The organism is Bacillus sp. GW823-FHT06A10 (assembly GCF_058795375.1).
The window spans coordinates 16,402-39,710 of sequence record NZ_JBXAHT010000004.1 but is presented as its reverse complement, the minus strand read 5'-3'; the positions used below and the strand labels follow the sequence as shown (position 1 = coordinate 39,710).

23 protein-coding genes and 1 riboswitch are annotated in these 23,309 nt (G+C 35.6%); of the genes, 9 read left to right on the top strand and 14 right to left on the bottom strand.

Features of this window, described 5'->3' with window-relative positions:
- Positions 1-7 precede the first annotated feature (7 nt).
- From gatA to AC1Q8M_RS23985, 3 genes are all read right to left on the bottom strand, one after another.
- On the bottom strand, positions 8-1,465 hold the full coding sequence (gene gatA, locus AC1Q8M_RS23995; RefSeq protein WP_000051455.1) for an Asp-tRNA(Asn)/Glu-tRNA(Gln) amidotransferase subunit GatA: 1,458 nt from the start codon (positions 1,463-1,465) through the stop codon (positions 8-10).
- 15 nt (positions 1,466-1,480) lie between these two features.
- Entirely contained in the window at positions 1,481-1,771 is a 291-nt protein-coding gene (gene gatC, locus AC1Q8M_RS23990) for an Asp-tRNA(Asn)/Glu-tRNA(Gln) amidotransferase subunit GatC (RefSeq protein WP_000086999.1), read from the bottom strand.
- 141 nt (positions 1,772-1,912) lie between these two features.
- The gene (locus AC1Q8M_RS23985; protein WP_001254393.1) at positions 1,913-2,149 is read right to left on the bottom strand and encodes a YiaA/YiaB family inner membrane protein; all 237 of its coding nucleotides are present in this window, start codon (positions 2,147-2,149) and stop codon (positions 1,913-1,915) included.
- 231 nt (positions 2,150-2,380) lie between these two features.
- On the opposite strand from AC1Q8M_RS23985, the gene AC1Q8M_RS23980 reads away from it, so the two are divergent.
- The 4 genes from AC1Q8M_RS23980 (at position 2,381) to AC1Q8M_RS23965 (ending at position 4,834) form a co-directional block, all read left to right on the top strand.
- Positions 2,381-2,863, top strand: coding sequence for a MarR family winged helix-turn-helix transcriptional regulator (locus AC1Q8M_RS23980; protein WP_000942489.1), 483 nt, complete (start codon positions 2,381-2,383; stop codon positions 2,861-2,863).
- A gap of 76 nt (positions 2,864-2,939) precedes the next feature.
- The gene (locus tag AC1Q8M_RS23975) at positions 2,940-4,121 is read left to right on the top strand and encodes an ArsA family ATPase (RefSeq protein ID WP_098361359.1); all 1,182 of its coding nucleotides are present in this window, start codon (positions 2,940-2,942) and stop codon (positions 4,119-4,121) included.
- Complete coding sequence (locus AC1Q8M_RS23970; protein ID WP_000544109.1) at positions 4,114-4,305, top strand: DUF3926 domain-containing protein; 192 nt, start codon at positions 4,114-4,116, stop codon at positions 4,303-4,305. Before AC1Q8M_RS23975 ends, AC1Q8M_RS23970 begins: the two co-directional genes overlap by 8 nt.
- Positions 4,306-4,366: 61 nt before the next feature.
- Positions 4,367-4,834: an HXXEE domain-containing protein gene (locus AC1Q8M_RS23965; RefSeq protein ID WP_106823287.1), complete on the top strand. Its 468-nt coding sequence runs from the start codon at positions 4,367-4,369 to the stop codon at positions 4,832-4,834.
- Between the two features lie 203 nt (positions 4,835-5,037).
- On the opposite strand, the gene AC1Q8M_RS23960 is transcribed toward AC1Q8M_RS23965, so the two are convergent.
- Genes AC1Q8M_RS23960 through AC1Q8M_RS23950 form a run of 3 tightly spaced genes read right to left on the bottom strand, consistent with a single transcriptional unit; the run spans position 5,038 to position 7,588 of the window.
- Positions 5,038-5,892 carry a MetQ/NlpA family ABC transporter substrate-binding protein gene (locus AC1Q8M_RS23960; protein WP_016083725.1) on the bottom strand — a complete coding sequence of 285 codons (855 nt, stop codon included), beginning with the start codon at positions 5,890-5,892 and terminating at the stop codon, positions 5,038-5,040.
- Between the two features lie 21 nt (positions 5,893-5,913).
- Positions 5,914-6,579, bottom strand: coding sequence for a methionine ABC transporter permease (locus AC1Q8M_RS23955; protein ID WP_001261862.1), 666 nt, complete (start codon positions 6,577-6,579; stop codon positions 5,914-5,916).
- Positions 6,569-7,588: a methionine ABC transporter ATP-binding protein gene (locus AC1Q8M_RS23950; RefSeq protein WP_000622973.1), complete on the bottom strand. Its 1,020-nt coding sequence runs from the start codon at positions 7,586-7,588 to the stop codon at positions 6,569-6,571. Before AC1Q8M_RS23950 ends, AC1Q8M_RS23955 begins: the two co-directional genes overlap by 11 nt.
- A gap of 123 nt (positions 7,589-7,711) precedes the next feature.
- Positions 7,712-7,817: riboswitch (SAM riboswitch) on the bottom strand.
- Positions 7,818-8,059: 242 nt separating this feature from the next.
- On the opposite strand from AC1Q8M_RS23950, the gene AC1Q8M_RS23945 reads away from it, so the two are divergent.
- Positions 8,060-8,617 (top strand): cysteine hydrolase family protein, encoded by a 558-nt coding sequence (locus AC1Q8M_RS23945; RefSeq protein WP_000844908.1) that lies wholly within the window; start codon positions 8,060-8,062, stop codon positions 8,615-8,617.
- 99 nt (positions 8,618-8,716) lie between these two features.
- On the opposite strand, the gene AC1Q8M_RS23940 is transcribed toward AC1Q8M_RS23945, so the two are convergent.
- From AC1Q8M_RS23940 to pcrB, 7 genes are all read right to left on the bottom strand, one after another.
- Complete coding sequence (locus tag AC1Q8M_RS23940; protein ID WP_001035908.1) at positions 8,717-9,865, bottom strand: acyltransferase; 1,149 nt, start codon at positions 9,863-9,865, stop codon at positions 8,717-8,719.
- Between the two features lie 558 nt (positions 9,866-10,423).
- Positions 10,424-11,971 carry an L-glutamate gamma-semialdehyde dehydrogenase gene (gene pruA, locus AC1Q8M_RS23935; RefSeq protein WP_000259555.1) on the bottom strand — a complete coding sequence of 516 codons (1,548 nt, stop codon included), beginning with the start codon at positions 11,969-11,971 and terminating at the stop codon, positions 10,424-10,426.
- Between the two features lie 154 nt (positions 11,972-12,125).
- Positions 12,126-12,896: a TSUP family transporter gene (locus tag AC1Q8M_RS23930; RefSeq protein ID WP_098365657.1), complete on the bottom strand. Its 771-nt coding sequence runs from the start codon at positions 12,894-12,896 to the stop codon at positions 12,126-12,128.
- Positions 12,897-12,992: 96 nt separating this feature from the next.
- On the bottom strand, positions 12,993-14,189 hold the full coding sequence (locus AC1Q8M_RS23925) for a CamS family sex pheromone protein (RefSeq protein ID WP_000717011.1): 1,197 nt from the start codon (positions 14,187-14,189) through the stop codon (positions 12,993-12,995).
- Positions 14,190-14,205: 16 nt separating this feature from the next.
- Positions 14,206-16,215, bottom strand: a complete 2,010-nt coding sequence (gene ligA / locus AC1Q8M_RS23920; RefSeq protein ID WP_000031418.1) for an NAD-dependent DNA ligase LigA — start codon at positions 16,213-16,215, stop codon at positions 14,206-14,208.
- Between the two features lie 14 nt (positions 16,216-16,229).
- Positions 16,230-18,479 carry a DNA helicase PcrA gene (gene pcrA / locus AC1Q8M_RS23915; RefSeq protein ID WP_002094226.1) on the bottom strand — a complete coding sequence of 750 codons (2,250 nt, stop codon included), beginning with the start codon at positions 18,477-18,479 and terminating at the stop codon, positions 16,230-16,232.
- A 12-nt stretch (positions 18,480-18,491) separates the two neighbouring features.
- Positions 18,492-19,181: a heptaprenylglyceryl phosphate synthase gene (pcrB, locus tag AC1Q8M_RS23910; RefSeq protein WP_000272109.1), complete on the bottom strand. Its 690-nt coding sequence runs from the start codon at positions 19,179-19,181 to the stop codon at positions 18,492-18,494.
- Positions 19,182-19,475: 294 nt separating this feature from the next.
- Here pcrB and AC1Q8M_RS23905 point away from each other — a divergent pair, with 294 nt between their 5' ends.
- The 3 genes from AC1Q8M_RS23905 (at position 19,476) to AC1Q8M_RS23895 (ending at position 21,098) form a co-directional block, all read left to right on the top strand.
- Positions 19,476-19,853, top strand: coding sequence for a YgaP family membrane protein (locus AC1Q8M_RS23905; RefSeq protein WP_000812341.1), 378 nt, complete (start codon positions 19,476-19,478; stop codon positions 19,851-19,853).
- Positions 19,854-20,072: 219 nt separating this feature from the next.
- The gene (locus AC1Q8M_RS23900; protein ID WP_000660675.1) at positions 20,073-20,918 is read left to right on the top strand and encodes an SPFH domain-containing protein; all 846 of its coding nucleotides are present in this window, start codon (positions 20,073-20,075) and stop codon (positions 20,916-20,918) included.
- Between the two features lie 15 nt (positions 20,919-20,933).
- Positions 20,934-21,098 (top strand): type II toxin-antitoxin system antitoxin, encoded by a 165-nt coding sequence (locus AC1Q8M_RS23895; protein WP_001085171.1) that lies wholly within the window; start codon positions 20,934-20,936, stop codon positions 21,096-21,098.
- A 20-nt stretch (positions 21,099-21,118) separates the two neighbouring features.
- Here the strand turns inward: AC1Q8M_RS23895 and AC1Q8M_RS23890 are convergent, their stop codons facing one another.
- Entirely contained in the window at positions 21,119-21,988 is an 870-nt protein-coding gene (locus tag AC1Q8M_RS23890) for a LysR family transcriptional regulator (RefSeq protein WP_001053120.1), read from the bottom strand.
- Positions 21,989-22,110: 122 nt separating this feature from the next.
- Between AC1Q8M_RS23890 and AC1Q8M_RS23885 the strand changes: the two genes are divergently transcribed.
- Entirely contained in the window at positions 22,111-23,289 is a 1,179-nt protein-coding gene (locus AC1Q8M_RS23885; RefSeq protein WP_000665321.1) for a YbfB/YjiJ family MFS transporter, read from the top strand.
- Positions 23,290-23,309 lie beyond the last annotated feature (20 nt).

The following is a 23,309-nucleotide window of genomic DNA, read 5'->3' as shown; positions in this document are numbered from 1 at the left end:
CGCCTCCTTACAGACTTGCTTTTTTTGTATGATAGTCCGTTGCTTGCTCAAACGCATGTGCAACGCGGTAAATTGTCGCTTCATCGAAGTGTTTACCAATGATTTGTAGACCAAGTGGCATGTTGTTAGCACCGAATCCACATGGAACTGAAATCGCTGGAACACCCGCTAAGTTTACTGGGATTGTTAAAATGTCATTTGCATACATCGTCATTGGATCGTCAACTTTTTCTCCCACTTTAAATGCCGGAGTTGGTGTTGTTGGTCCAATAATAACATCATAGTTAGCAAATACATTTTCAAAATCGTTCTTAATTAATGTACGTACTTGTTGTGCTTTTTTGTAATATGCATCATAGTAACCAGAGCTAAGAGCAAATGTACCAAGCATAATACGACGTTTAACTTCATCACCGAAACCTTCACTACGTGTGTTTTTGTAAAGATCTAATAAGTTATTTACATTATCAGAACGAACACCGTAACGCACGCCATCAAAGCGTGAAAGGTTAGCAGATGCTTCAGAAGAAGATAGTAAGTAATACGTTGCTAGAGCGTATTTAGAGTGTGGAAGAGATACTTCCTCCCAAGTTGCGCCCATACCTTCTAATACTTTTAAAGCAGCTAGTACTGACTCACGAGCTTCTTCGCCAACACCTTCGCCTAAGTATTCTTTCGGTACAGCAATGCGTAAACCTTTAACATCGCCTGTTAAACCAGCTAAATAGTTTCCAACTTCAACGTTTGCAGAAGTTGCATCCATGCGGTCAATACCTGAAATAGCTTGTAATAAGTATGCATTGTCTTCTACTGTACGTGTAATCGGTCCGATTTGGTCAAGTGAAGATGCGAATGCTACTAATCCGTAACGAGATACGCGTCCGTAAGTTGGTTTTAAACCTACAACACCGCAATATGCAGCTGGCTGACGGATAGAACCACCCGTATCAGAACCTAGAGAGAATAGTACTTCTCCTGCTGCTACAGCTGCTGCAGAACCACCACTAGATCCGCCCGGAACGTAATCTAAGTTCCATGGGTTTTTCGTAGCATAGAATCCTGAGTTTTCATTTGAAGAACCCATTGCAAACTCGTCCATGTTTAATTTACCGATTGTAATCGTGTCAGCAGCTTTTAGCTTTTGCACAACTGTCGCATCATAAATTGGATCGAAGTTTGCTAGCATTTTGCTCGCACAAGTTGTACGAAGGCCGTTAGTTACAATGTTATCTTTTACACCAATTGGCATACCGAATAATAAACCATTATCTTCAGCGCCGATTTTTGCATCTAATTCTTTCGCTTTTGCGCGTGCATTTTCTTCATCTAATGTAAGAAAAGCTTTTACGTTATCTTCAACATCCGCAATACGTTTGTAAGATTCTTCTACTAAATCCGTAACGGAAATTTCTTTGCTGTTTAACTTCTTATGTAACTCTGATACTGAATGATCAAATAATGACATCGAAATTCCCCTCCTCTATTCTAATACTGCTGGAACACGGATTTGATTATCTTTGTGATCCGGTGCATTTTTTAATACTTCTTCGACTGGTAAACCTTTTTCTGGTACATCTTCACGCATAACATTTTTCATCGTTAATACATGAGTTGTTGGTTTTACATCTGTTGTATCTAATTCATTTAACTGTTCTGCAAATGTAACAATTGCATCTAGTTGTTTTTGAAATTTTTCTGCTTCTTGATCAGTAATTGCAAGACGTGCTAAATGTGCTACGTGCTTTACATTCTCAACGGAAATTCTTGACACGGCTAGGCCACCTCCATAATATATCGTTCAATCTACAATACTATTGATGATACCAAATTTTCAGTACTTCAAGCAAGTCAACACAGAGTACTTACGCCATTTTTACATAAAAAAAGAAAGGCAAATGCCTTTCTTTACAATTTACTCTTTATCTAACGGTTTATTTTTCGGAAATCTCTCGTTATCTTCTTCATTATCACGAATTGTTTTTTGTAATACAAAACAAGACATCGTTAAAAATAATGTTCCAATTAAATAGTATCCTTTTACACTAAGCGTTTCATCTAACGTATAAATCCCAATTAGCATACCTGAAAGCGCACAAACAAATGAAGTCCATGCTAAAAACGTGAACGCTTGCGTATTACGTCTTCTCATCGTTCTCCCCCTCGTTAGCTGCATACCCATTATAGATAAGTATATTTACCATGATGGATTTTTATGTAAATTCTAGTTTTATATTTATAAATCTATCATAAAAGAATACTATTTCAAAGGAAGTTTTCTGCCTAATCTGAAAAAAAAATTAAAATCATTGACAATTATTTCTATTCTACATAAAATAAAAATAAATATTACGAACCTCGAAATATACGGGAGTGGAATTATTTGTTGCAATATGAACATTTTTTAGACTTACTGCTAGATAACGCCAAGAAACTTTTCTATCCTGAAGAATGGGTAAGCCTAGATTTAACACTTTCTAAAACAGAAGTATTTTGTTTACTTTGGATGGAACGAAATACAGATATTACAATGACGAAAATTGCTGACCTTCTTGATATACCGATGAGTACAACGACGGGCGTTGTAAATCGCCTTGTAAAAAAGGGATATATTGAACGCTACCGTGATGAAAACGACCGACGTATTGTATTAATTCGGTTAACAGAAACCGGCGTAATGCTCGTTCAAGAAGTAAAACAAAATGCAGCCCATTACTTTAGCTTAGTGACAGAAGCATTGTCAGAAGAAGAAAAAGCATTCTTACTACAAATTTTCCAAAAGATTATGAATCACATTGCTACCTCACAGCAAAAAACAGAAGAAAAGGTTTCTACACCTAAAATGAAAAACATTCCGATTGAATAAAACCCTATCTGGGTTTTTATTCAACCATTTACTTCGACACTCGTAATATTCGACATTCGAAACAAAGGGGATATGAATGATGAGAATTATCTTGTATACAGGTAAAGGCGGCGTAGGAAAAACTAGCATTTCAGCAGCAACAGCAATTCAAAGTGCAAAGCAAGGATTAAAAACATTAGTAATGAGCACAGATCCTGCTCATAGTTTAGGAGATTCATTTGGTATAAAGCTATCTTCTGAGCCATTAGAAGTTCGTAAAAATTTGTGGGCACAAGAAATTAATACGATTTATGAGATGGAAAAAGGATGGGGAAAATTACAGAAATATATTACACTACTCTTCACTTCCAAAGCAGCCGATGATATTACAACAGAAGAATTAACGATGTTTCCTGGTATGGAAGATTTAATTAGCCTACTTCGCGTACTCGATTATTATAAACAAAACACATATGATGTTATCATTATTGATTGTGCCCCAACAGGAGAAACATTAGCAATGCTAAGCTTTCCAGACATGCTCGGCTGGTGGATGGAAAAATTATTTCCTATTAAAAGAAAAGTTTTAAAAGTCGTTCGTCCTGTAGCACAACCACTCCTTGGTGTCCCTCTTCCAACCGACGATATTATGGACGAATTAACAAATACATTTGAACAGCTCGGAGAAATGAGAGATATTTTATCAAACCGAGAAGTAACAAGTATCCGCATCGTTGTAAATCCTGAAAAAATGGTCATTAAAGAAGCTCAGCGCAGCTTTACTTATTTAAATTTATACGATTATAACGTAGATGCCATTATGATTAATCGCGTCATCCCTAACACCGTCACCGATCCTTATTTTCAAGCATGGAAAGATACGCAAAAGAAATATAAAACATTAATTCAAAATAGTTTTGATCCACTTCCTATTTACGAAGCTCCAATGTTTGAACAAGAAGTTGTTGGTTTGTCTATGTTAGAACGTGTAGGCGATGCTTTATTTAAAACTGATCATTGTCCTACTGAAGTGAAATTTAACGGGCGCACACAATATGTAAAAAAGGATGGCGATGAGTATATTTTCGCACTATCCATCCCCTTCTCAAACAAAAGTGAACTTGCATTAAATCAAAAAGGTGATGAGCTTATTATTCGAGCCGGTTCTGTGAAACGAAATATTACATTGCCCAAAACGTTAACACACCTTTCTATTCAAGGAGCAAAATTTGAAGAAGATGTACTAAATATACGTTTTGGAGGTGTAGTGCATGCATGAGGAACTACTACGAAGGGTAATTCGTACAAAAGTAAAAGTCGGGATGCATATATTAGAAGAGCTGCCTAATCCAATCCAGCAATCAGCTAAGCAAATACTAAATATTTTGCAAGAGGAACTAGCTGCTTATCCGAAAGAGCGAGAGCATTATGAAAATAATTTAAAAAATATCATTATTGAATAACTATCTCTGTATAGAGGGCCTTTTTTAGGCTTTCTATACTTTATTGGGGTGATGTAAGTTGATGAAAAAACATTCCACTACTATACTCTGGATCATTCCTTTATTATTTTTCATTCATAACCTTGAAGAAGCTTTCCAAATGCCACAATATATTGCTAATCAATTTTCAATTCATCTTATAACTAGCCAACAATTTTTCATTGCCATTTCCGTATTAACAATCTTTGTCTTACTTATCATCTTTCTATATCAACTGAACTTCTTGTCTTCTATATACTGGATTATTTTTATACAAGGGGCTATCTTCTTCAACTCTGTTCAACATATTGTTTTGTTTTTCATTTATCGCTCCTATAACCCCGGCGTAATATCCGCAGTTTTCATTGTTATCTTTTCTATTTTCTTTTTTTCATCCCAAAAACACTTAATTCATAAAAAGCAATTCGTAATTATACTCATGTTCAGCTTATTTTCTTACCCCATTATAATTTGGATTACCTTACTATTTGCTAGTTGCTTTCATTCATAAAGTAAAACTTTAATCAGTGGGGGTTTTACGGGGTAAAAAAAGACCAGGAAAACTCCTGGTCCATTACTCTACTTAACAAACATTGGATTCTACGTTATACAAAATTGGAAGGTACAGAATTAGGGTTCGTTTGTTAAGTAGATTATATGTTGAACGAACTAACAGCGGAGGGGTTCCTTCTGTTAGTCCATTAAACCCAATCATTATTTTACGATTTTTTCAAGCTCCTCAAGTGAAAGATCTACTGAAATTGAACCATCATTTGTTTCTTTCTTAATTGCATCTGTTACTTCTTTTGAATGGTATAGTTCAATTACTTTTTTCAGTGTTGGATCATCTTTATCTTTCGTACGAGCTGCGAAAATATTAATATAAGGCTTCGCATTTTCATTCTTTGGATCTTCTAAGAAAATAGGATCCTTCGCTGGATCTAATCCAGCTTGACCAGCAACACCGTTATTAATAACTGATGCCGCTACATCTTTTAACACACGAGGTGTTTGCTGTGCGATAACCGGTGTAATTTTTAATTTCTTCGGATTTTCAGCAATGCCGCTTGGATCTCCAAATAAGCCAAAATCTTTTTTAAGCTTTAATACTCCAGCTGCATCAAGAAGTTTTAATGCACGTGCTTGGTTCGTTGGATCGTTTGGAATTGCAATTTCTGAACCATCTGGAATTTCATTTGCCTTCTTATATTTTTCAGAGTATAAACCCATTGGCGCAATTTGTGTTGTACCAACAGCTGTAATATCTAACTTATGCTCTTTTTTAAATTGCTCTAAGAAAGCAATATGCTGAAATGAGTTTAATTCAATATCTCCATCAGCTAAAGCTTTATTTGGAGTTGTATAATCAGAGAACTCCACCAGTTTAATCTTAATCCCTTCTTTTTCAGCTTTTTTCTTCAAAATTTCCCAAGCGTCTCCATCCGTTCCAGTTACACCGACGCGAACTACTTTTTCTTTCGCTCCTGCACCCGTGTCTCCACTTGAGCAGCCACTTAATGCTGAGACTCCTACAATCGCTGATAATGCAAATGCTAAAATTTTCTTCATTTTCTTTTCCTCTCTTCCTTTTTATGATCTACGTAACAAGACTTTCGCAAAGTAGTTTCCTAAATTTTGAGCTATCTGCACGAGAATAATAAGTAAAACAACCGTTACAAACATAACTGATGTATCAAAACGTTGATAACCATATGTCATTGCCAAGTCACCAAGACCGCCACCACCGACAAGCCCAGCAACTGCAGAAAATTCAATTAAACCAACTGTCATAAATGTGATACCTAAGATTAATGGTGCTAACGCTTCTGGTACAAGGATTTCAAAAACGATTCTAATTGGCGAGGCGCCCATTGCTTGTGCTGCCTCAATTACTCCTTTCGGAACGGAAACAAGATTTGTTTCAACCATTCTAGCAATACCAATTGATGCGACTAACGTCATCGGGAAAATTGCTGCTGCTGTTCCAATCGTCGTTCCGATAACACTTCTCGTTAGTGGACTTAACGCTACTAAAAAGATAATGAATGGTACCGGACGAATTGTATTAATTATGATGTTAAGAATAGAAAAGACCCATTTATTTTCTAAAAAGTTTCCTTTTCTCGTTACATATAAAAGTAAACCTAGCGGTATACCAAGAATTGTAGCGAATATAAGGGTTACAATTACCATTAAGAGGGTATCCCCCGTCGCATCTAGTATGCGCGGCCAAAATATACTCCAATCAACTCGCATGAGCTTCTACCTCCTTCAGCTGCACTTGCAGTCTTAGATGTTGTAATGCTTTTTGAATTTCCCTCTGCTCACCTTGCAATTCTACAAGCAGATTTCCAAATAGCACATTTTGAAGTTCAATAATATTTCCGTACAGTACATTTACATCGACGTTATAGTTTTTTGCGATATATGATAGTACCGGCTGCCCTGTCTCCTCACCAGTAAATGTTAGACGATAAATTTGACCACCATTTTGAATTTTCGCTAGAACACTTTCTGGTAAATGATCATTAATAACAGAACGTACAAAGTTTTGAGTCGTCTTTGTTTTTGGTTGCGTGAAAACATCGAACAGTTTTCCTTCTTCAATAACTTTTCCCTTCTCCATTACAGCTACACGGTGACAAATTTCTTTCACAACATGCATTTCATGTGTAATAAGAAGAATTGTTAAATTGTATTCTCGATTTACTTTCTTTAATAAGTTTAGAATTTCTGTCGTCGTTTCTGGATCTAAGGCTGATGTTGCCTCATCACATATAAGAATATCTGGCGATGTCGCAAGTGCTCTAGCAATACCAACACGTTGCTTTTGTCCCCCTGATAGCTGTTCTGGATAATAGTTTGCTTTATCTTCTAACCCTACAAACTTCAGCAGTTCATTCACTCGTTCCTTTATCTCGTTCTTTGGCAATTTCGCTAACTTTAATGGATAAGCAATATTCCCAAACACTGTTCTTGAATTAAATAAATTAAAGCTTTGAAAAATCATTCCGATTCTTTGTCTTAGTTTGCGTAATTCTTTCGTCGATAATGATGTAATATCTTTATCATCTATTGCAATCGTTCCTGACGTTGGTCTCTCTAACATATTTACTAAGCGTAATAATGTACTCTTTCCAGCGCCACTAAAACCGATAATGCCAAAAATTTCGCCTTTCTCAACTGATAATGTTACATCCTCCACCGCATGAACAGATTGCCCAGCTGATTCATACACTTTACTTACATTGTTAAAAGAAATCATTTTTTCCCCTCCTATATGCTGTAAAAACTTGAAGTAGAGCTTTCGAGGTAAAATAAAAAGTGCTCTCCTTCTTATCAACCATAAAGATAAGAAGGAGAGCACTTATATGTACTCGTTCACATCTTCTCATCTTCCAAGCCTTTATATGGCTTGCTGGAGTTAGCACGGTATTAAAAAACCCGTTGCTGAGGTATCGTAGGGCCAGTCCCTCCACCTCTCTGGATAAGAATGTATCGATTTAATTGTCATTTAATTAATTCTCATTATAGAACTCAGAATAATAAGAGTCAATACATTTTTTAGAAAAATATTAATTATTCCTTTATTAAAATTTTCAGATGAAAATTCATGAGAAAATAGTAACTTTCAAGGTTATTTAAAATTCTTCTTCCTCATATTTTTAAACAGGAGAATCCTCTCTACAAATTGAATAAATTTATTTGAATATGAAACTCGGAGGCAGATAAATATATGAAAACAGCTCTTTTACTCGTCGATATTCAAAACGATTATTTTCCAAATGGAAAGATGGAATTGCGTAATCCAGTAGAAGCAAGCGAATATGCTAATCAGTTATTACAACACTTTAGAACAAACAGCGAACCTATTTTTCATATCCAACACGTAGCTATAAAAGATGACGCTACTTTTTTCCTACCTAATACAGAAGGTGTACATATTCACGAAAGCGTACGTCCACTTAGAGAAGAAACCGTTATAGTCAAACATTATCCAAATAGCTTCCGAGAAACTAATCTTCTAGAGCAATTACAGCGTTTAGACATTGAACATGTCGTCGTATGCGGGATGATGACTCATATGTGTATTGATGCTACAGTAAGGGCTGCATTCGATTTTGGCTTTCAATGTACCGTTATACATGATGCTTGTGCTACAAAAGACCTTTCTTTTAAGAACGCTACTATACCAGCTGTTTATATTCATAATACAATTTTAGCAAGTTTGAATAATATATATGCGGAAATACTTAGCAAAAAAGAGTTTGTCCAAAGAAAAAAATCCTTTTGAAAATTCAAAAGGATTTTTTTCGACTATATTATATTTACCATCTATTCATGCCCTATTTTGAGGAATTCATATTATACTTATAAAAACCTCACTAATTATTTACATTGATACATTATCATTTTTAATATCTTTTGATTGAGTCCAATTTCCCCATAAAAATTGAATATTACATGTACGAGAAGCTTCCTTAAAACTCATTCCTGTTAATGGATAACATGTGATTTTTATACTTGCAAAAATTATAATTGCTATCATTGTTATAACTGTAATTATTATGAAAGCAACTAATAACATCCAAATTGATTGCGCTGGCCAAATATTCAATCTATTCCCAATATATACAACTACTAAATTATGCATTAAATACACACCAAATGAAAAAGCAGATAAAATTTGTATCCACTTAAACATAAACGGATTCATTGAGTAATTTCTAAAATACTCTTTTACTAATAAGAAGATTGAACCTGAAAGCATTACTTCGAATACTCTAACGTATGCCTTAAAATCCTCAGAGTATTCCCCTATTTTAACCGTTGCATACCAAGTACCCAATATAATTAAAAATGTATCTATAACGATTATGGATAGTAACAACCTTTTGGATACCTTCTTCTCATATGTCATTAAATAATAACCTATGAGGAAATACCCTATATATCCGCCTAAAAAGTTCATATCAAAATTAGGATACAACGTAAATATTGGTTTTAATTCATTTGGAACTAGTACTGCAATTGTTGGCAATAGCGAACTTACTATAAACCAAAGAATTAACATGTACTTTATAAGCTCTTTACTTAAAGCATCTACCATTTTCTTCAAAAGAGGAGAAAGAATATACAAAGGAATAATGGCATACATAAACCAAAGATGTACTGTCGCTGCTTGATTCGGCATGTATAAAATACTCTTAATAACATTTGTTATTTGTATCGGCCTTGGCGTAAAGTATAACACAGCAATAGTTGACCATATAATAAATGGCACAATTAATTTTGGCAAACGTTCTGTATAAGTTATTTTAAGTGATTCCGTTTTACTACTCCTCATTAACATCGCACCAGAAATCATAAAGAAGATAGGTACACTCGTACTAAATACAGTTGTCAGTGCATTCGTTATATGCCAAGTACCCGAACCGATATTCCCCCGTAAACTTCCTGCAGCAGTATGAAGAAACACTACCGCAAACATCGAAAATACACGTAGTACGTCAACATATTCAACATAATTCTTTTTATTCATCTAACAATCATCCCTTCCCACATAACATTTCCCCTCACCATTTTTGTCTTTTCCAAAAGTACAAATCTATTATGCCAGAATATAATAAATATTAAAACAATAATTAAAACTTAAAATCTCGATATTCGATTATAAAATCACTTAGTATACTATACAAAATCCTAAAAATAAATTTAATTTTTTTCTTATATATTTAATATTTTCCAAATCAACTACTTAAATAGAGAGTTTTTCTTCTATCTAATTATTGAAGATTCCGAAATCAAGACTCTTGATCTATGTCAATAAAAAAACACTCCTTTCAGTGAGCAAAACCGAAAGGAGTGTTCCTTGTCGAACCATAGATTTTCTTTCAAATTGTATTATACAGGAAATTCTCAAAATGAATACTAAAAAATATGACTAATACGTCAACTTTTCTCATTATTTTATTTCTGTTTACATATTTATCCCGCTATTAATAGGTTTTAGCTCATTCTCTTCGAACGACGGTAATATATGGGGTTTCAATTTTAAAAGGAGCTCTTCACACTTTGTGAAGAGCTCCTCTACTATTTCTTATAAAGTTTCAGAAGTAGTTTTTGCTTGCATGTGAAGTGCTAAGTAATCAGGTCCACCAGCTTTAGAGTCTGTACCAGACATGTTAAAGCCACCGAATGGTTGGTAACCTACGATTGCACCAGTACATCCACGGTTGAAGTATAAGTTACCAACGTGGAAGTCTTCACGTGCTTTTTCAATATGGTCACGGTTGTTAGTAATAACAGCACCTGTTAAACCGTATTCCGTATTGTTTGCAATTGCAAGTGCATGATCGAAGTCTTTTGCTTTACAGAATGCTACTACTGGTCCGAAGATTTCTTCTTTCATTAAGCGAGCATCTTCTGCAACATCAGCAACGATTGTTGGTTGGATGAACCAGCCTTTAGAATCGTCTCCTTCGCCACCTGCTAAGATTCTACCTTCTTCTTTACCAATTGCAACATAGCTCATTACTTTATCGAATGCAGCTTGGTCATTAACAGGACCCATGTTTGTACCTAATACTGCTGGGTTAGCAACTGTTAATTCTTTTGTTAATTCAACAGCACGATTTAATACGTGATCGTATACATCTTCGTGGATTACTGCACGAGAACATGCAGAACATTTTTGTCCTGAGAATCCGAATGCTGATGCAACGATAGACTTAGCTGCTAATTCAAGATCTGCTTCTTTATCAACAACGATTGTATCTTTACCGCCCATTTCAGCGATAACGCGTTTTAACCAAATTTGGCCTGGGTTTACTTTCGCTGCACGCTCATAAATACGGATACCTACATCACGAGATCCCGTGAAGCTTACGAAACGTGTACGAGGATGATCTACTAAGTAGTCACCAACTTCAGAACCATTACCTGGAACGAAGTTTACTACGCCAGCTGGTAAGCCAGCTTCTTCTAATACTTCCATAAATTTCGCTGCTACTACAGGAGTTGTACTAGCTGGTTTTAGTAATACTGTGTTACCAGAAACTAAAGCAGCTGTTGTCATACCTGCCATAATTGCGAATGGGAAGTTCCAAGGAGAAATGATAACACCTACTCCTAATGGAATGTAAGAGAAACGATTATATTCAATTGGACGGCTTTCTACTGGAATACCGTCTTTTAATTTTAACATTTGACGACCATAATATTCCATAAAGTCGATTGCTTCTGCTGTATCAGCATCTGCCTCATTCCATGGCTTACCTGCTTCTTTTACAAGAATAGCAGAGAATTCATGTTTTCTGCGACGAACGATTGCTGCAGCACGGAATAAAATGTCTGCACGCATTTCTGGCTTTGATTTTCTCCAAGTTTGGAATGTTTCATCCGCTACTTGCATTGCTTTTTCAGCTAACTCACGGCTTGCTTTTGAAACACGACCAACAAGTTCCTCTTTATTTGCAGGGTTTACAGAAACAATTTTGTCTTCTGTAGTGATTTTTTCTCCCCCAATAATTAATGGATAGTCTTGTCCAAGATAAGATTCTACTTTCTTTAAACCTTCTTCAAACGCTAATTTGTTAGCCTCCACTGAAAAATCTGTAAATGGCTCATGTTTGTATGCTACTACCATTTTTTTTAGCCTCCCCTTAGAAAAACGTTTACATTTTACAACATTATTCTACACGATAATTTAGATTTATTCAAATATTCCTAGACTTATATTTTAAAAATTAATAAATTTTTAAAATATAATAAAAAAAAGAGATTCATACATGCGTATGAATCTACAAAATATGAGTATATTCCAAAACATTTTTCCCGATCAATAATATAGTAACTAATAAAAATAAAGTCCTTACATATCCAACGCCTTTTTGAACCGCAAACTTCGATCCCAAATAAGCACCTAAGATCATTGATAATCCCATGATAATACCGTATTCAAAATGAATTATGTCTAAAAATAAAAAAGTAATTAAAGATACAATATTACTAACAAAGTTCAAAAGTTTTCCAGATGCTGCCGCTTGAATAAAATCCAAACCAATTAATAAAAATGCAAAAATTAAAAATGACCCTGTCCCTGGTCCAAAAAATCCATCATAAAATCCTATCATTAAAATAACAAAGAAAAATATTAATGTTTTTCTTTGCGTCATCTTCTTATAGGTAGACACACTTCCCCAATTCTTTTTTGCAATAATATAAATAGCAATAAATACCAACATTACAAGTACTAATGGGCGTAAAATATCCGATGGAATAAATTTTACTACTAAAGCACCTGCAACAGCTCCAACAATAGTTAACGGGATTAACTTTCCTACAATTTTAAAATCAACTTTTCCTGATCGAATGAAATACATCGCACTCGTAAACGTCCCCATTGTTGCCGCTAATTTATTCGTTGCAATTGCTGAAGCCGGCGATAAGCCAACAAACATAAGCGCAGGAAGCGAAATTAACCCTCCTCCTCCAACAACGGAATCAATGAAAGATGCTAAAAAACCGAATGCAATTAATAAAATAATGACTTGAAAACTTAATTCTTCCATAAACTTTACCCCTTACCCCTATTATTTACAACATTTTAAATTATAACAAAATTACATAAGAAAAAAAGCTGTTCCATAGAGGAACAGCCTTCATATTTAATCTAAAATTTTCACAAGTGGTTCATCTTGTTTTGCTTCACGTATAATAATAGCTTCTGGGCGTTCTACAGATTTAATCGTTACTTGTACTTTCATATAATTCGGGAAGTATTCCATAACAAGCCCTGCCACATATTGTGTAAAACCAATTATTTCAGCTTTTCCATTAAACTGGACAGGAATATCAAGCTTCATTTCTCTTAATTCATCATCTCTATACATACCAGTACCAATAACAGCTGTATAGTCGCCTTGGAAATAATCGCTTAGTTTTGCCTTAAAGTTGGATACTCTTGCAAGATCTTCACGTTTATTATCTGTTTTCGCTTGCTCTGATGGGAACAAATAGTATTTCTCATTAATTTGTTTCCAATCTTCAACCGTTTCACTACCTTTTTCTACATTTGCATAAGAAACAAAGTTACCTGGTACGAGCGAAGACTTTGGAGATTGGCGATAAATCGCAAATGTTATCGGAATATTTTTTGTATCAGGTTGTTTTTGATGTATGACTTTCAAAATTTCTTGCGCCATTTTTTTCCCTTCAGCTAACATCTTTTCATCCGGGATTGCAGCTTCACGTGGATAACCATGCTCTTCGTTAAAATATTGAACAGAATTCATTGCTAATCCAACTACCATACCAACACGTTCCTCGCTGTTATCGCCTTTTTTCACATAATAATCATGCTCTAAAATATTTGAAATATATATTGGATTTTTTTTATTTTTCACTTCTAGTGATTCGGATCCCGTTCCTAACGCAGGGTTTAATCCTATATTAGGAAATTTAACTGCATCTTTTTTTAATTTGTCCTCTAGTTCCTTTTGTTCAGCATCTGTACGTTTTCTTTTAACAAGCATCTGTATCACTTGAGTATCTAGAGCACTTCCGCCTTTTAAAAAATTATCTTTCGTATTAAATGATTCTTTTGCAATTCGCATTAATCCTGTTTCAAATTCATCTATATCAAGACGACTATTTAGCCCTTGCACCACTAAACCACGTGCATTTCCACCATCAAATGGAATAGTCGTCTTATAATATTCATCCGAAATAGCGTATTTTGGAACAACTGATTGTTCTTTTGCTTTCCCCGATTTCTCAGCCACTTTTTCATCTTTGTCGGCACCTGCACTACACCCACTTACAAGTAGGCCCAGGCTTAATATCGCTAATGCTATTTTTTTCATGGTAAGTTTGCACCTCTTACTTATTTAGCTCTTGTAAGAACCTCTCTTCATTCCAAACCTCAACATTATGTTTCTCCGCTTGTGCTAATTTCGAACCAGCTGCTTCACCTGCAACAACCAAATCCGTACTCTTACTAACACTTCCTGTTACTTTTCCACCTAATGCCTCAATCTTCTTCTTCGCTTCACTTCGTCCCATAACTTCTAGCTTACCTGTTAAAACAACCGTTTTTCCTGCGAAGTAAGATTCAACATTTTGTAAATCAGCAATTTTTATACCTTTGTATGTCATATTCACGCCATACTCTTTAAACTGCTGTAATAATTCTAATACATCTTCATTATCAAAATATGTCACAACAGATTGAGCCATTTTTTCGCCAATTTCATTAATTGCTTTTAGTTCTTCTTCTGTTGCTTTTACAAGCTCATCCATCGTTTCAAAGTGCTCTGCAAATGTACGTGCTGCTTTCGCTCCAACGTGGCGAATTCCAAGACCAAATAATAATCGCTCTAACGAGTTTTCTTTAGAATTTTCAATTGCTTGTATTAAGTTTGTTGCTGATTTTTCACCAAAACGTTCTAACTGTAATAATTGCTCTTTCGTCAATGCATATAAATCAGCAAATGTACGAATATAATCTGCATCAAAGAGTTGTGTAATGACACGTTCTCCAAGTCCATCAATATTCATCGCATTTCTTGAAACGAAATGGATTAATCCCTCTCGAATTTGAGCCGGACAAGTCGGATTTATACATCGAAGTGCTACTTCTTCTTCTAAACGAACAAGTTCACTCTCACATGCTGGACAATGCGTTGGCATACGGTATTCTTCTTCTTCACCAGTACGCTTATCAAAAATAACGTTCACAACTTCAGGAATAATATCTCCCGCCTTCTTCACAACAACGTAGTCACCAATTCGAATATCTTTTTCACGAATCAAATCTTCGTTATGTAAAGAAGCACGGCGAACAATCGTACCAGCAACTCTCACTGGCTCTAGCTCTGCAGTCGGCGTTACAACCCCTGTTCGGCCAACACTTAATTCAATGCCTGTTAGTCTCGTTACAACTTCTTCAGCTGGGAATTTATAAGCAATCGCCCATCTTGGACTCTTCGCTGTAGTTCCTAGACTTTCTTGAAGAGCAACATCATCTACTTTTATAACGATTCCATCAATCTCATAATCAAGATGCGGACGTTTTTCTTGCCATTCTTCTACATAAGCTATAACCTCTTCGATTGTTTCACATGTACGGCGATTTGGATTTGTCTTAAATCCGAGTTCACCTAAGAAATCAAGCGATTCACTGTGCGATGGAATTGTTTTTTCTTCTACATTCGCAAGACCGTACACAAACATAGATAAGTTACGCTTCGCTGCAATTTTCGGATCAAGTTGACGTATTGAACCTGCTGCTGCATTACGCGGATTCGCAAATACGTCTTCTCCATTTTGCTCTTTTTCTTCATTTAGTTTAACGAATGAACGCTTCGGCATATAAGCTTCGCCTCGTGCTTCTAACGTTACTTCTTCATTTAAAAGAAGCGGGATAGCTTTAATCGTTTTTAAATTTTGAGTAATATCTTCACCCGTTACACCATCACCACGTGTCGCCCCTTGAATGAAGCGTCCTTTTTCATAATGAAGCGAAACGGCAAGCCCGTCAATTTTTAATTCACATATATATCTTACATTCGCACCATCAATTCCTTGACATACTCTTCTGTCGAAATCACGCAAATCCCCTTCGTTAAATGCATTCCCTAAACTTAACATTGGTGACTTATGTGTTACTTTTTCAAATATATCAAGAATAGTTCCCCCAACGCGAACGGAGGGAGAATCTTCACTCATAAACTCTGGGTTCTCTGCTTCTAATTTTATAAGCTCCTGCATATCACGGTCATATTCCGCATCAGAAACAGAAGGATTGTCTAATACGTGATATTGATAATTAAATGTATTTAACAAATCACGCAGTTCTTCTATACGTTTTTTTGCTATCTCTTTTGACATATCCTCATTCCTTTCTATTGTTTCGTCACAGGTGCAAATTTTGCTAACAAACGTTTAACACCAATTGGGCTTGGGAACGCAATATCTAATTCTTTTGCATCACCTTCACCTTTTACACTTACAACTGTACCGATTCCCCATTTTTGATGGGAAGCTTTATCGCCTACTGCCCAGCCAATTTGCTCACCGCCTGTCGTCTTAGCTGCTGGACGCGCGAAAGCTGAACGAGAGCGTGTTGTGGTTGTCGTTGTCATTTTACTGCTACTTGCTGTTCTGCCTTTTGCACCAAACGAATTTTCACGCTTCGGCGCTGTTTCATTTAATGATTCCACTAGTTCTGCCGGGATTTCTGTAATGAAGCGAGACGCAGCGTTCATACTTGTTCTACCAAATAAAGTACGCATTTGCGCATTAGATAAATATAGCTCTTCTTCTGCACGCGTAATACCTACATAAGCAAGACGACGTTCTTCTTGCATTTCATCCTCTTCCATAAGAGAACGAGTATGAGGGAATATCCCTTCCTCTAAACCAACAATAAAGACAACCGGGAACTCTAATCCTTTTGCTGAGTGCATCGTCATTAAAATAACTTCTTCACCAGCAGTTGGGTCTTCATCTACACGATCAATATCAGCAACAAGTGCTAAATCTGTTAAGAATGCAACAAGGCTCTTATCTTCACTTTGAGATTCAAATGTTTGCGTAACAGATAAGAATTCGTCTAAGTTTTCTAAACGACCTTCCGCTTCTAAAGAACGCTCATTTTTCAACATATCGCGATAGCCTGTTTTTTCAATAACTTCTTCTACTAATTCTGTAACAGATAAATACTCTTGCATATTTACCCAGTTGTGTAATAAACTTGCGAATTCTTTTACTGCCTTTGTAATTTTTGCACTTACTCCAACATGCTCAATCTCATCAAATACAGCAGTTAATGAAATTCCGTTTTGCACACCATAATTAATAATTTTATCGATAGAAGTCGCACCAATACCACGCTTTGGCATGTTAATAATACGTGCAAAACTAATTTCATCATCTGGATTACCGATTAAACGTAAGTACGCCAAAATATCTTTAATCTCTTTACGGTCGTAGAACTTAGTTCCCCCGACAATTTTGTACGGAATGTTAGATTTAAGGAAAATCTCCTCGACCATACGAGACTGAGCATTCGTACGATATAGCACTGCAAAATCAGTGTATTTTCGTTTCCCCATTTGAAGATCGTCACGAATTTTTTTCGCAACAAAATATGCTTCGTCCTTTTCAGTTGCGGCACGATAATACGAGATTTTACTTCCAACTTGATTGTCTGTCCATAATTTCTTCGGTTTACGATTCGTATTTTTTTCAATAACAGCATTCGCTGCATTTAAAATATTTTGTGACGAACGATAGTTTTGTTCTAACAAAATTACCTGTGCATTCTCATAGTCTTTTTCAAATGACAAAATGTTAGAAATATCTGCACCACGCCAGCGATAAATAGACTGGTCAGAGTCACCTACAACGCAAAGATTTTTAAAACGTGCTGCCAAATGTTTAACAAGAAGATATTGCGCTTTGTTCGTATCTTGATACTCATCAACATGAATATATTGGAACTTACGCTGATAAAACTCTAATACTTCTGGAACACGTTCGAATAGCTGAATCGTCGTCATAATTAAATCATCAAAGTCTAATGAATTATTTTTCAAAAGACGTTTTTGATACTCTGTGTATACATCGCTCGTTAATTTTTCATATGGATCAGCCATTGTAATTTTTTTTGCATATTTATCCGCAGATAACAATTCATTTTTTGCATTACTAATACCCGCTAAAATAGAGCGCGGCTCAAATTTCTTCGGATCAATATTGCGCTCTTTCATAATTTTTTTGACTACAGTTAGCTGATCACCTGAATCTAAGATTGTAAAGTTACGATTAATACCAATACGATCGATATCGCGTCGTAAAATACGTACACACATAGAGTGGAACGTCGAAATCCAAATATCTTCTGCTTCTGGTCCCACAAGTTTATCAATACGCTCGCGCATTTCACGAGCTGCTTTATTTGTGAAGGTAATAGCTAGTACATTCCATGGTGCTACACCTTTTTCACCAAGCAAATACGCAATACGGTGTGTTAACACTCGTGTCTTACCACTACCTGCACCTGCCATTAGTAGCAGTGGTCCATTCGTTGTTTGTACTGCTTTTTGTTGCTGTGGATTTAAACCGTTTAATAACTTATCTGTCATACTCATATACGCCTGCACCTACTCTCCTTTTACTGCTTTAACTGTTTTTAACGCCGATTTTATATCATCATAAATAATATTTCCAACAACTACTGTATCAGCATATTGCGCCATTTCTTTCGCCTGTTCTGCATTAGAAATACCACCGCCATAATATAACTTGGCTTGTTTCAATTCTGCTTTTACATTTTTAACAAGTTCAACATCTCCATACGTACCGCTATATTCTAAATAAAATATCGGTAAATGTAATAACTTGTCTGCTAAACGCGCATATGCAATAACGTCATCTTCTGTTAAATCACATTTCGCATCTGTAAGCTGGGCTACTTTCGCTTCGGGATTTAAAACACAATACCCTTCCATAAAAATTTCGTCCCAGTCCATAATATCCCCAAATTCTTTCAATGCCTCATGATGAACACCTGTTACCCATTCTACTTTTCGGCTATTTAAAACACTTGGGATGTAATAAAAATCAAATCCTGGTGTAATTGCTTCTACATCAGAAACCTCTAATACACAAGGAACTGCATATCTACGAATGCTAACTAGCATGTGTAATACGTTATCAATTGTAACTCCATCACTTCCGCCTACAATAACAGCATCCGTTCCAGACTCACAAATCATTTCTAAATATTCATCGCTTAACTCCTTATTTGGATCAAGCTTAAATACATGTTTCCATCCGGAAATATCGTACATGAAAACACCCTTCCTTTTCTCTAGTTATATCTATAGTTCTGTTTAAAATAACAGTTAGTTTTTATCTTGATTTTTTAAAATAGCTATTAAATATTTTTCAAAAAGAAGGATTTAATTTCACCTTCTTTTTATGCATTCTTTCATTATAACAAAAAAAGCTACTGACACACACGCCGATTCCAACATCTTTTTCAACGTCAAATGTTGGATTACATATCCCAAAAATCACACGGGATACTAATAAGAGAAGTAGTATTTACTATTTCAATTTTCATAAAAAGGAGTGTTTTTCTAATGAAGCAAAACATCGGGACAATAAACGCTCTAATTCGAATTACACTTGGGCTTGTCCTCTTCGGATGTAGTGCAACTAAACTTGTACGCAAGCCGTGGTGCACTTGGTCTAACATTTTTCTATGGATTGGTGCAATGAAAGTTGCAGAGGGAATTGTTCGCTTCTGCCCTATTGTTGAAGCGTGGAAATTTGGAAAATACATGAATATGGGCGCATTTAAAATGCCTGGCATGAATTTTACTGAAAAAGGACATGCTAAAGAAGAAGTGAATCAAACTTCCGCTCATGACAAGCCAAAGTCAAAGGGAAGTTATGACGCTTCTGACAAAGAGATTGAGTCAGCGATTGAAGAAATAATCCTGGCAAAACCGCTTTGAATCATTTGTCACGATGCAAGATGCTCTCAAAGGGACTTAGCTGCTGCAGTGGGCGGTTAAGTCTTCTTTATTTTACCATAAAACAGAACGTATATTCTTATTTCTAACTTTAAAATGTACATAAAAGATATCAATCAATAAATTTCAGAAAATTAGGTGCATACCCCTTGCTTAAAATGATATAAAAGTGATATCATTTTTATATCAGGAGGCGATCATATGAAAGAAAAACAAGTATTTTATGTAAATGGTTTTCTCGGTATTATTGGAATTTTGATTTTAGCTGCTATCGGTGTATTTTTCCTTGCACAAGAAATTTTTGTAGGAGCAGCACTAACTATTATATTAGCGGCAATTCTCGCTACAGGTATCGGTATTGTTCAACCGAATCAAGCGAAAGTTATTACGTTCTTTGGTAATTATTTAGGAACAATTCGTCAAAATGGTTTATTTTTAACAATTCCATTCGCATTCCGTCAAACTGTCTCATTACGTGTTGAAAACTTTAATAGTAAGAAATTAAAAGTAAACGATGTTGAGGGAAATCCGATTGAAATTGCAGCTGTTATTGTATATAAAGTAGTTGATTCTGCAAAAGCAATGTTCGGTGTTGAACATTACGATCGATTTGTAGAAATTCAAAGTGAAACAGCAATCCGCCACGTCGCAACAAAATATCCTTATGACAATTTCCAAGATGAAACTTGCATTACGTTACGCGGGAATACTGAAGAAATCTCTGAAGAATTAAAGCGTGAGTTAGAAGCGCGCCTTGAAATCGCAGGCGTAGAAGTATTAGAAACTCGTTTAACACATTTAGCTTATGCAACAGAAATTGCCCATGCGATGCTACAACGTCAACAAGCAAAAGCGGTATTAGCTGCTAGAAAAGAGATTGTTGAAGGTGCTGTGAAGATGGCGAAGGATTCAATCCATATGTTAGATGAGGAAGGCGTACTTGAATTAGATGACGAGCGTAAAGCGAATATGGTAAACAACCTATTAGTTGCCATCGTTTCAGATAAAGGTGCGCAACCAGTTATTAATACAGGAAGCCTATACTAAGGGCTATAAGTAATTATGGCTAAAAAGAAAAGCTTTCCATTACGTATTGATCCTGAATTACACGCAGTCATCGAAAAATGGGCAAATGATGAGTTTCGTAGCGTCAATGCACACATCGAGTATTTACTTCGAGAAATGGCAAAGCAAAAAGGAAAATTGAAGAAAGATAAAGATGCATGAACAAACAGCCCACTGAATTTTCAGCGGGCTGTTTTTATACAAAGCAAGTCATCAATAAACTTGCTTAACGCTGCTGTTCTCACACTATCTTTCCGATAAATAAAATAAGTCGGAATAAACCTGTTTTCATGTACTAACGGTGTATGAATAAGTTCTTTATGGCTATCAAATTGCTCTGCTACTTCACGTGGTAACATAGACACCCCAAGTCCAGCTTTTACGCATCCAATAATACCGTCTAAAGAATTTAATTCCATTATTTTTTTTGGAACAATCCCTTCAGATAGTAACCATTCTTCTAAAACTTTTCTATAAAAACAACCTGATTGAAAAACGATAAAAGACTGCGATTCCGAATATCCGTTATCCCACAAAACATTCCGCTTTGAAAGTAACATCATTTCCTCTTGGAATACTTCTATCTTTTCTAAAGCTGGATCAGCTATACAATCAGCTACAAATGCCCCCTCTATTTCATATAAGAGTACCTTCTTCGTTAATTCTTCCGTATTGTGCGTTTGCAACATAATTTCCACTTCTGGATAGCGCATATGATAATTAGCTAAAATCGTGGGCATTCTAACAGCTGCTGCTGTTTCCATCGCTCCAATTTTCAATACTCCTCCAGGCTCCGCTGTATGTTTCACTTGCCTTTTTGATTCATTTAATAATTGAATCATTTTTTCAGCGTATGTTAACAACTTTTCTCCGGCTGGTGTTAATGTAACTCCATCTCGATGCCTATAAAATAATTGTGTTTCATATTCAGCTTCTAGCCGTTTTATTTTTGCTGTTATGTTTGATTGAACAAAATTCAACCGAATAGCTGCTCTTGAAATACTTTTCTCCTGCGCGACCATATAAAAAGCTACAAAATCTTGTAAGTTCATTCGTTCATATCCCTTCGTTCATATCATTAATTTTGATATTACATATAAAAAATCAGTATTTTACGCCCCATATATATTCCTCTATCATATATATTAGAAGATATTTCAAGAAGGGAGATTATATGAAAGAAACAAAAACATGGAAAATGATTATAGCTGGGATATGTTCTTTAATAGCTGTCATGGGTATTAGTCGGTTCGCCTACACACCGATTATTTCTTTTATGGAAAAGCAAGCCCATATAGAAGATGACCTCGCTGGATATTTAGCGTCCAGTAATTATCTTGGTTATTTACTTGGGGCATTCTTTATTGGATTCATTACGATAAAAAATCGTGAAAAAATATTACACCACTGTTTATTCTTCAATGTTCTTTCAACTCTTTGTATGGGCTTAACCTCTTATATCTTTTTATGGTTTCCCCTTCGCTTTATCGGTGGTTTCACAAGTGCAATTGTATTTGTTCTTGCCTCTAGTATTGTTTTAGATTATTTATTTCAAAGTAATAAAGTCATGCTAGGTGGCATGATTTATAGCGGTGTTGGAATTGGCATTATTTTCTCTGGAAGTTTCGCACCTTTATTCAACTCAATTTGGAATTGGCAAGGTGCATGGATTGGGTTAGGAATTATTAGTTTTAGTTTAGCTATCCTTGTATGGAAATGGTTAAGAGAGGACAGTAGACATACTATACAGCAACCAAAAAGTACTATACAAGCTACATCTCATAGAAAAAGCTATTTATTTTGGCTTATTTTAGCTTACGGATTCGAAGGATTTGGCTATATCATTACAGGGACCTTCCTTGTCACCATTGTAGAAAGAATTACACTATCACCCTTCTATGCATCTTGTAGCTGGATTATTGTCGGTATTGCTGTCATCCCATCTAGTTACCTTTGGTCCACTGTTGCTCGGAAGTACGGACCAACACGAGCTCTTACATCCGCCTATATGTTACAAATTATAAGTGTACTTTCTCCACTCCTTATTCCAAACCTTTTTGGGGCATTTCTAAGTGCATTCCTTCTAGGTGCTACATTCGTCGGAATTACAATTTTAACAACTACAGAAGCAAAACGAATAAGACCGAATGAAAGTAATAAAATCATTGGTTATACGACAGGTGTTTATGGGATTGGCCAAATTATCGGTCCAATCTTTACAGGTATTATTGCGGAGCAAATGCAAAGTTTTTCCCTCCCACTCCTTGTCGCTGCTCTTACGTTAATCATCTCAATACTACTATTATTAATTGGAGAAATAAGATGTAAGCAGGTAGAGAAAAAGTGTATATAGATACAAATAGTTTATAATCT

Excerpts from the sequence above, each read along its gene's own strand:
- AC1Q8M_RS23965 (WP_106823287.1), top strand. The coding sequence starts at position 4,367 with ATGAAAAAACATTCCACTACTATACTCTGGATCATTCCTTTATTATTT.
- AC1Q8M_RS23930 (WP_098365657.1), bottom strand. The coding sequence starts at position 12,896 with ATGGAAGAATTAAGTTTTCAAGTCATTATTTTATTAATTGCATTCGGT.
- AC1Q8M_RS23960 (WP_016083725.1), bottom strand. The coding sequence starts at position 5,892 with ATGAAGAAAATTTTAGCATTTGCATTATCAGCGATTGTAGGAGTCTCA.
- AC1Q8M_RS23955 (WP_001261862.1), bottom strand. The coding sequence starts at position 6,579 with ATGCGAGTTGATTGGAGTATATTTTGGCCGCGCATACTAGATGCGACG.
- gatA (WP_000051455.1), bottom strand. The coding sequence starts at position 1,465 with ATGTCATTATTTGATCATTCAGTATCAGAGTTACATAAGAAGTTAAAC.
- AC1Q8M_RS23950 (WP_000622973.1), bottom strand. The coding sequence starts at position 7,588 with ATGATTTCTTTTAACAATGTAAGTAAAGTGTATGAATCAGCTGGGCAA.
- AC1Q8M_RS23925 (WP_000717011.1), bottom strand. The coding sequence starts at position 14,189 with ATGAAAAAAATAGCATTAGCGATATTAAGCCTGGGCCTACTTGTAAGT.
- pcrB (WP_000272109.1), bottom strand. The coding sequence starts at position 19,181 with ATGTACGATATTTCCGGATGGAAACATGTATTTAAGCTTGATCCAAAT.
- AC1Q8M_RS23945 (WP_000844908.1), top strand. The coding sequence starts at position 8,060 with ATGAAAACAGCTCTTTTACTCGTCGATATTCAAAACGATTATTTTCCA.
- AC1Q8M_RS23975 (WP_098361359.1), top strand. The coding sequence starts at position 2,940 with ATGATGAGAATTATCTTGTATACAGGTAAAGGCGGCGTAGGAAAAACT.
- ligA (WP_000031418.1), bottom strand. The coding sequence starts at position 16,215 with ATGTCAAAAGAGATAGCAAAAAAACGTATAGAAGAACTGCGTGATTTG.
- AC1Q8M_RS23890 (WP_001053120.1), bottom strand. The coding sequence starts at position 21,988 with ATGAACTTACAAGATTTTGTAGCTTTTTATATGGTCGCGCAGGAGAAA.
- pcrA (WP_002094226.1), bottom strand. The coding sequence starts at position 18,479 with ATGAGTATGACAGATAAGTTATTAAACGGTTTAAATCCACAGCAACAA.
- AC1Q8M_RS23905 (WP_000812341.1), top strand. The coding sequence starts at position 19,476 with ATGAAGCAAAACATCGGGACAATAAACGCTCTAATTCGAATTACACTT.
- AC1Q8M_RS23885 (WP_000665321.1), top strand. The coding sequence starts at position 22,111 with ATGAAAGAAACAAAAACATGGAAAATGATTATAGCTGGGATATGTTCT.
- AC1Q8M_RS23895 (WP_001085171.1), top strand. The coding sequence starts at position 20,934 with ATGGCTAAAAAGAAAAGCTTTCCATTACGTATTGATCCTGAATTACAC.
- AC1Q8M_RS23985 (WP_001254393.1), bottom strand. The coding sequence starts at position 2,149 with ATGAGAAGACGTAATACGCAAGCGTTCACGTTTTTAGCATGGACTTCA.
- AC1Q8M_RS23970 (WP_000544109.1), top strand. The coding sequence starts at position 4,114 with ATGCATGAGGAACTACTACGAAGGGTAATTCGTACAAAAGTAAAAGTC.
- AC1Q8M_RS23940 (WP_001035908.1), bottom strand. The coding sequence starts at position 9,865 with ATGAATAAAAAGAATTATGTTGAATATGTTGACGTACTACGTGTATTT.
- AC1Q8M_RS23900 (WP_000660675.1), top strand. The coding sequence starts at position 20,073 with ATGAAAGAAAAACAAGTATTTTATGTAAATGGTTTTCTCGGTATTATT.
- pruA (WP_000259555.1), bottom strand. The coding sequence starts at position 11,971 with ATGGTAGTAGCATACAAACATGAGCCATTTACAGATTTTTCAGTGGAG.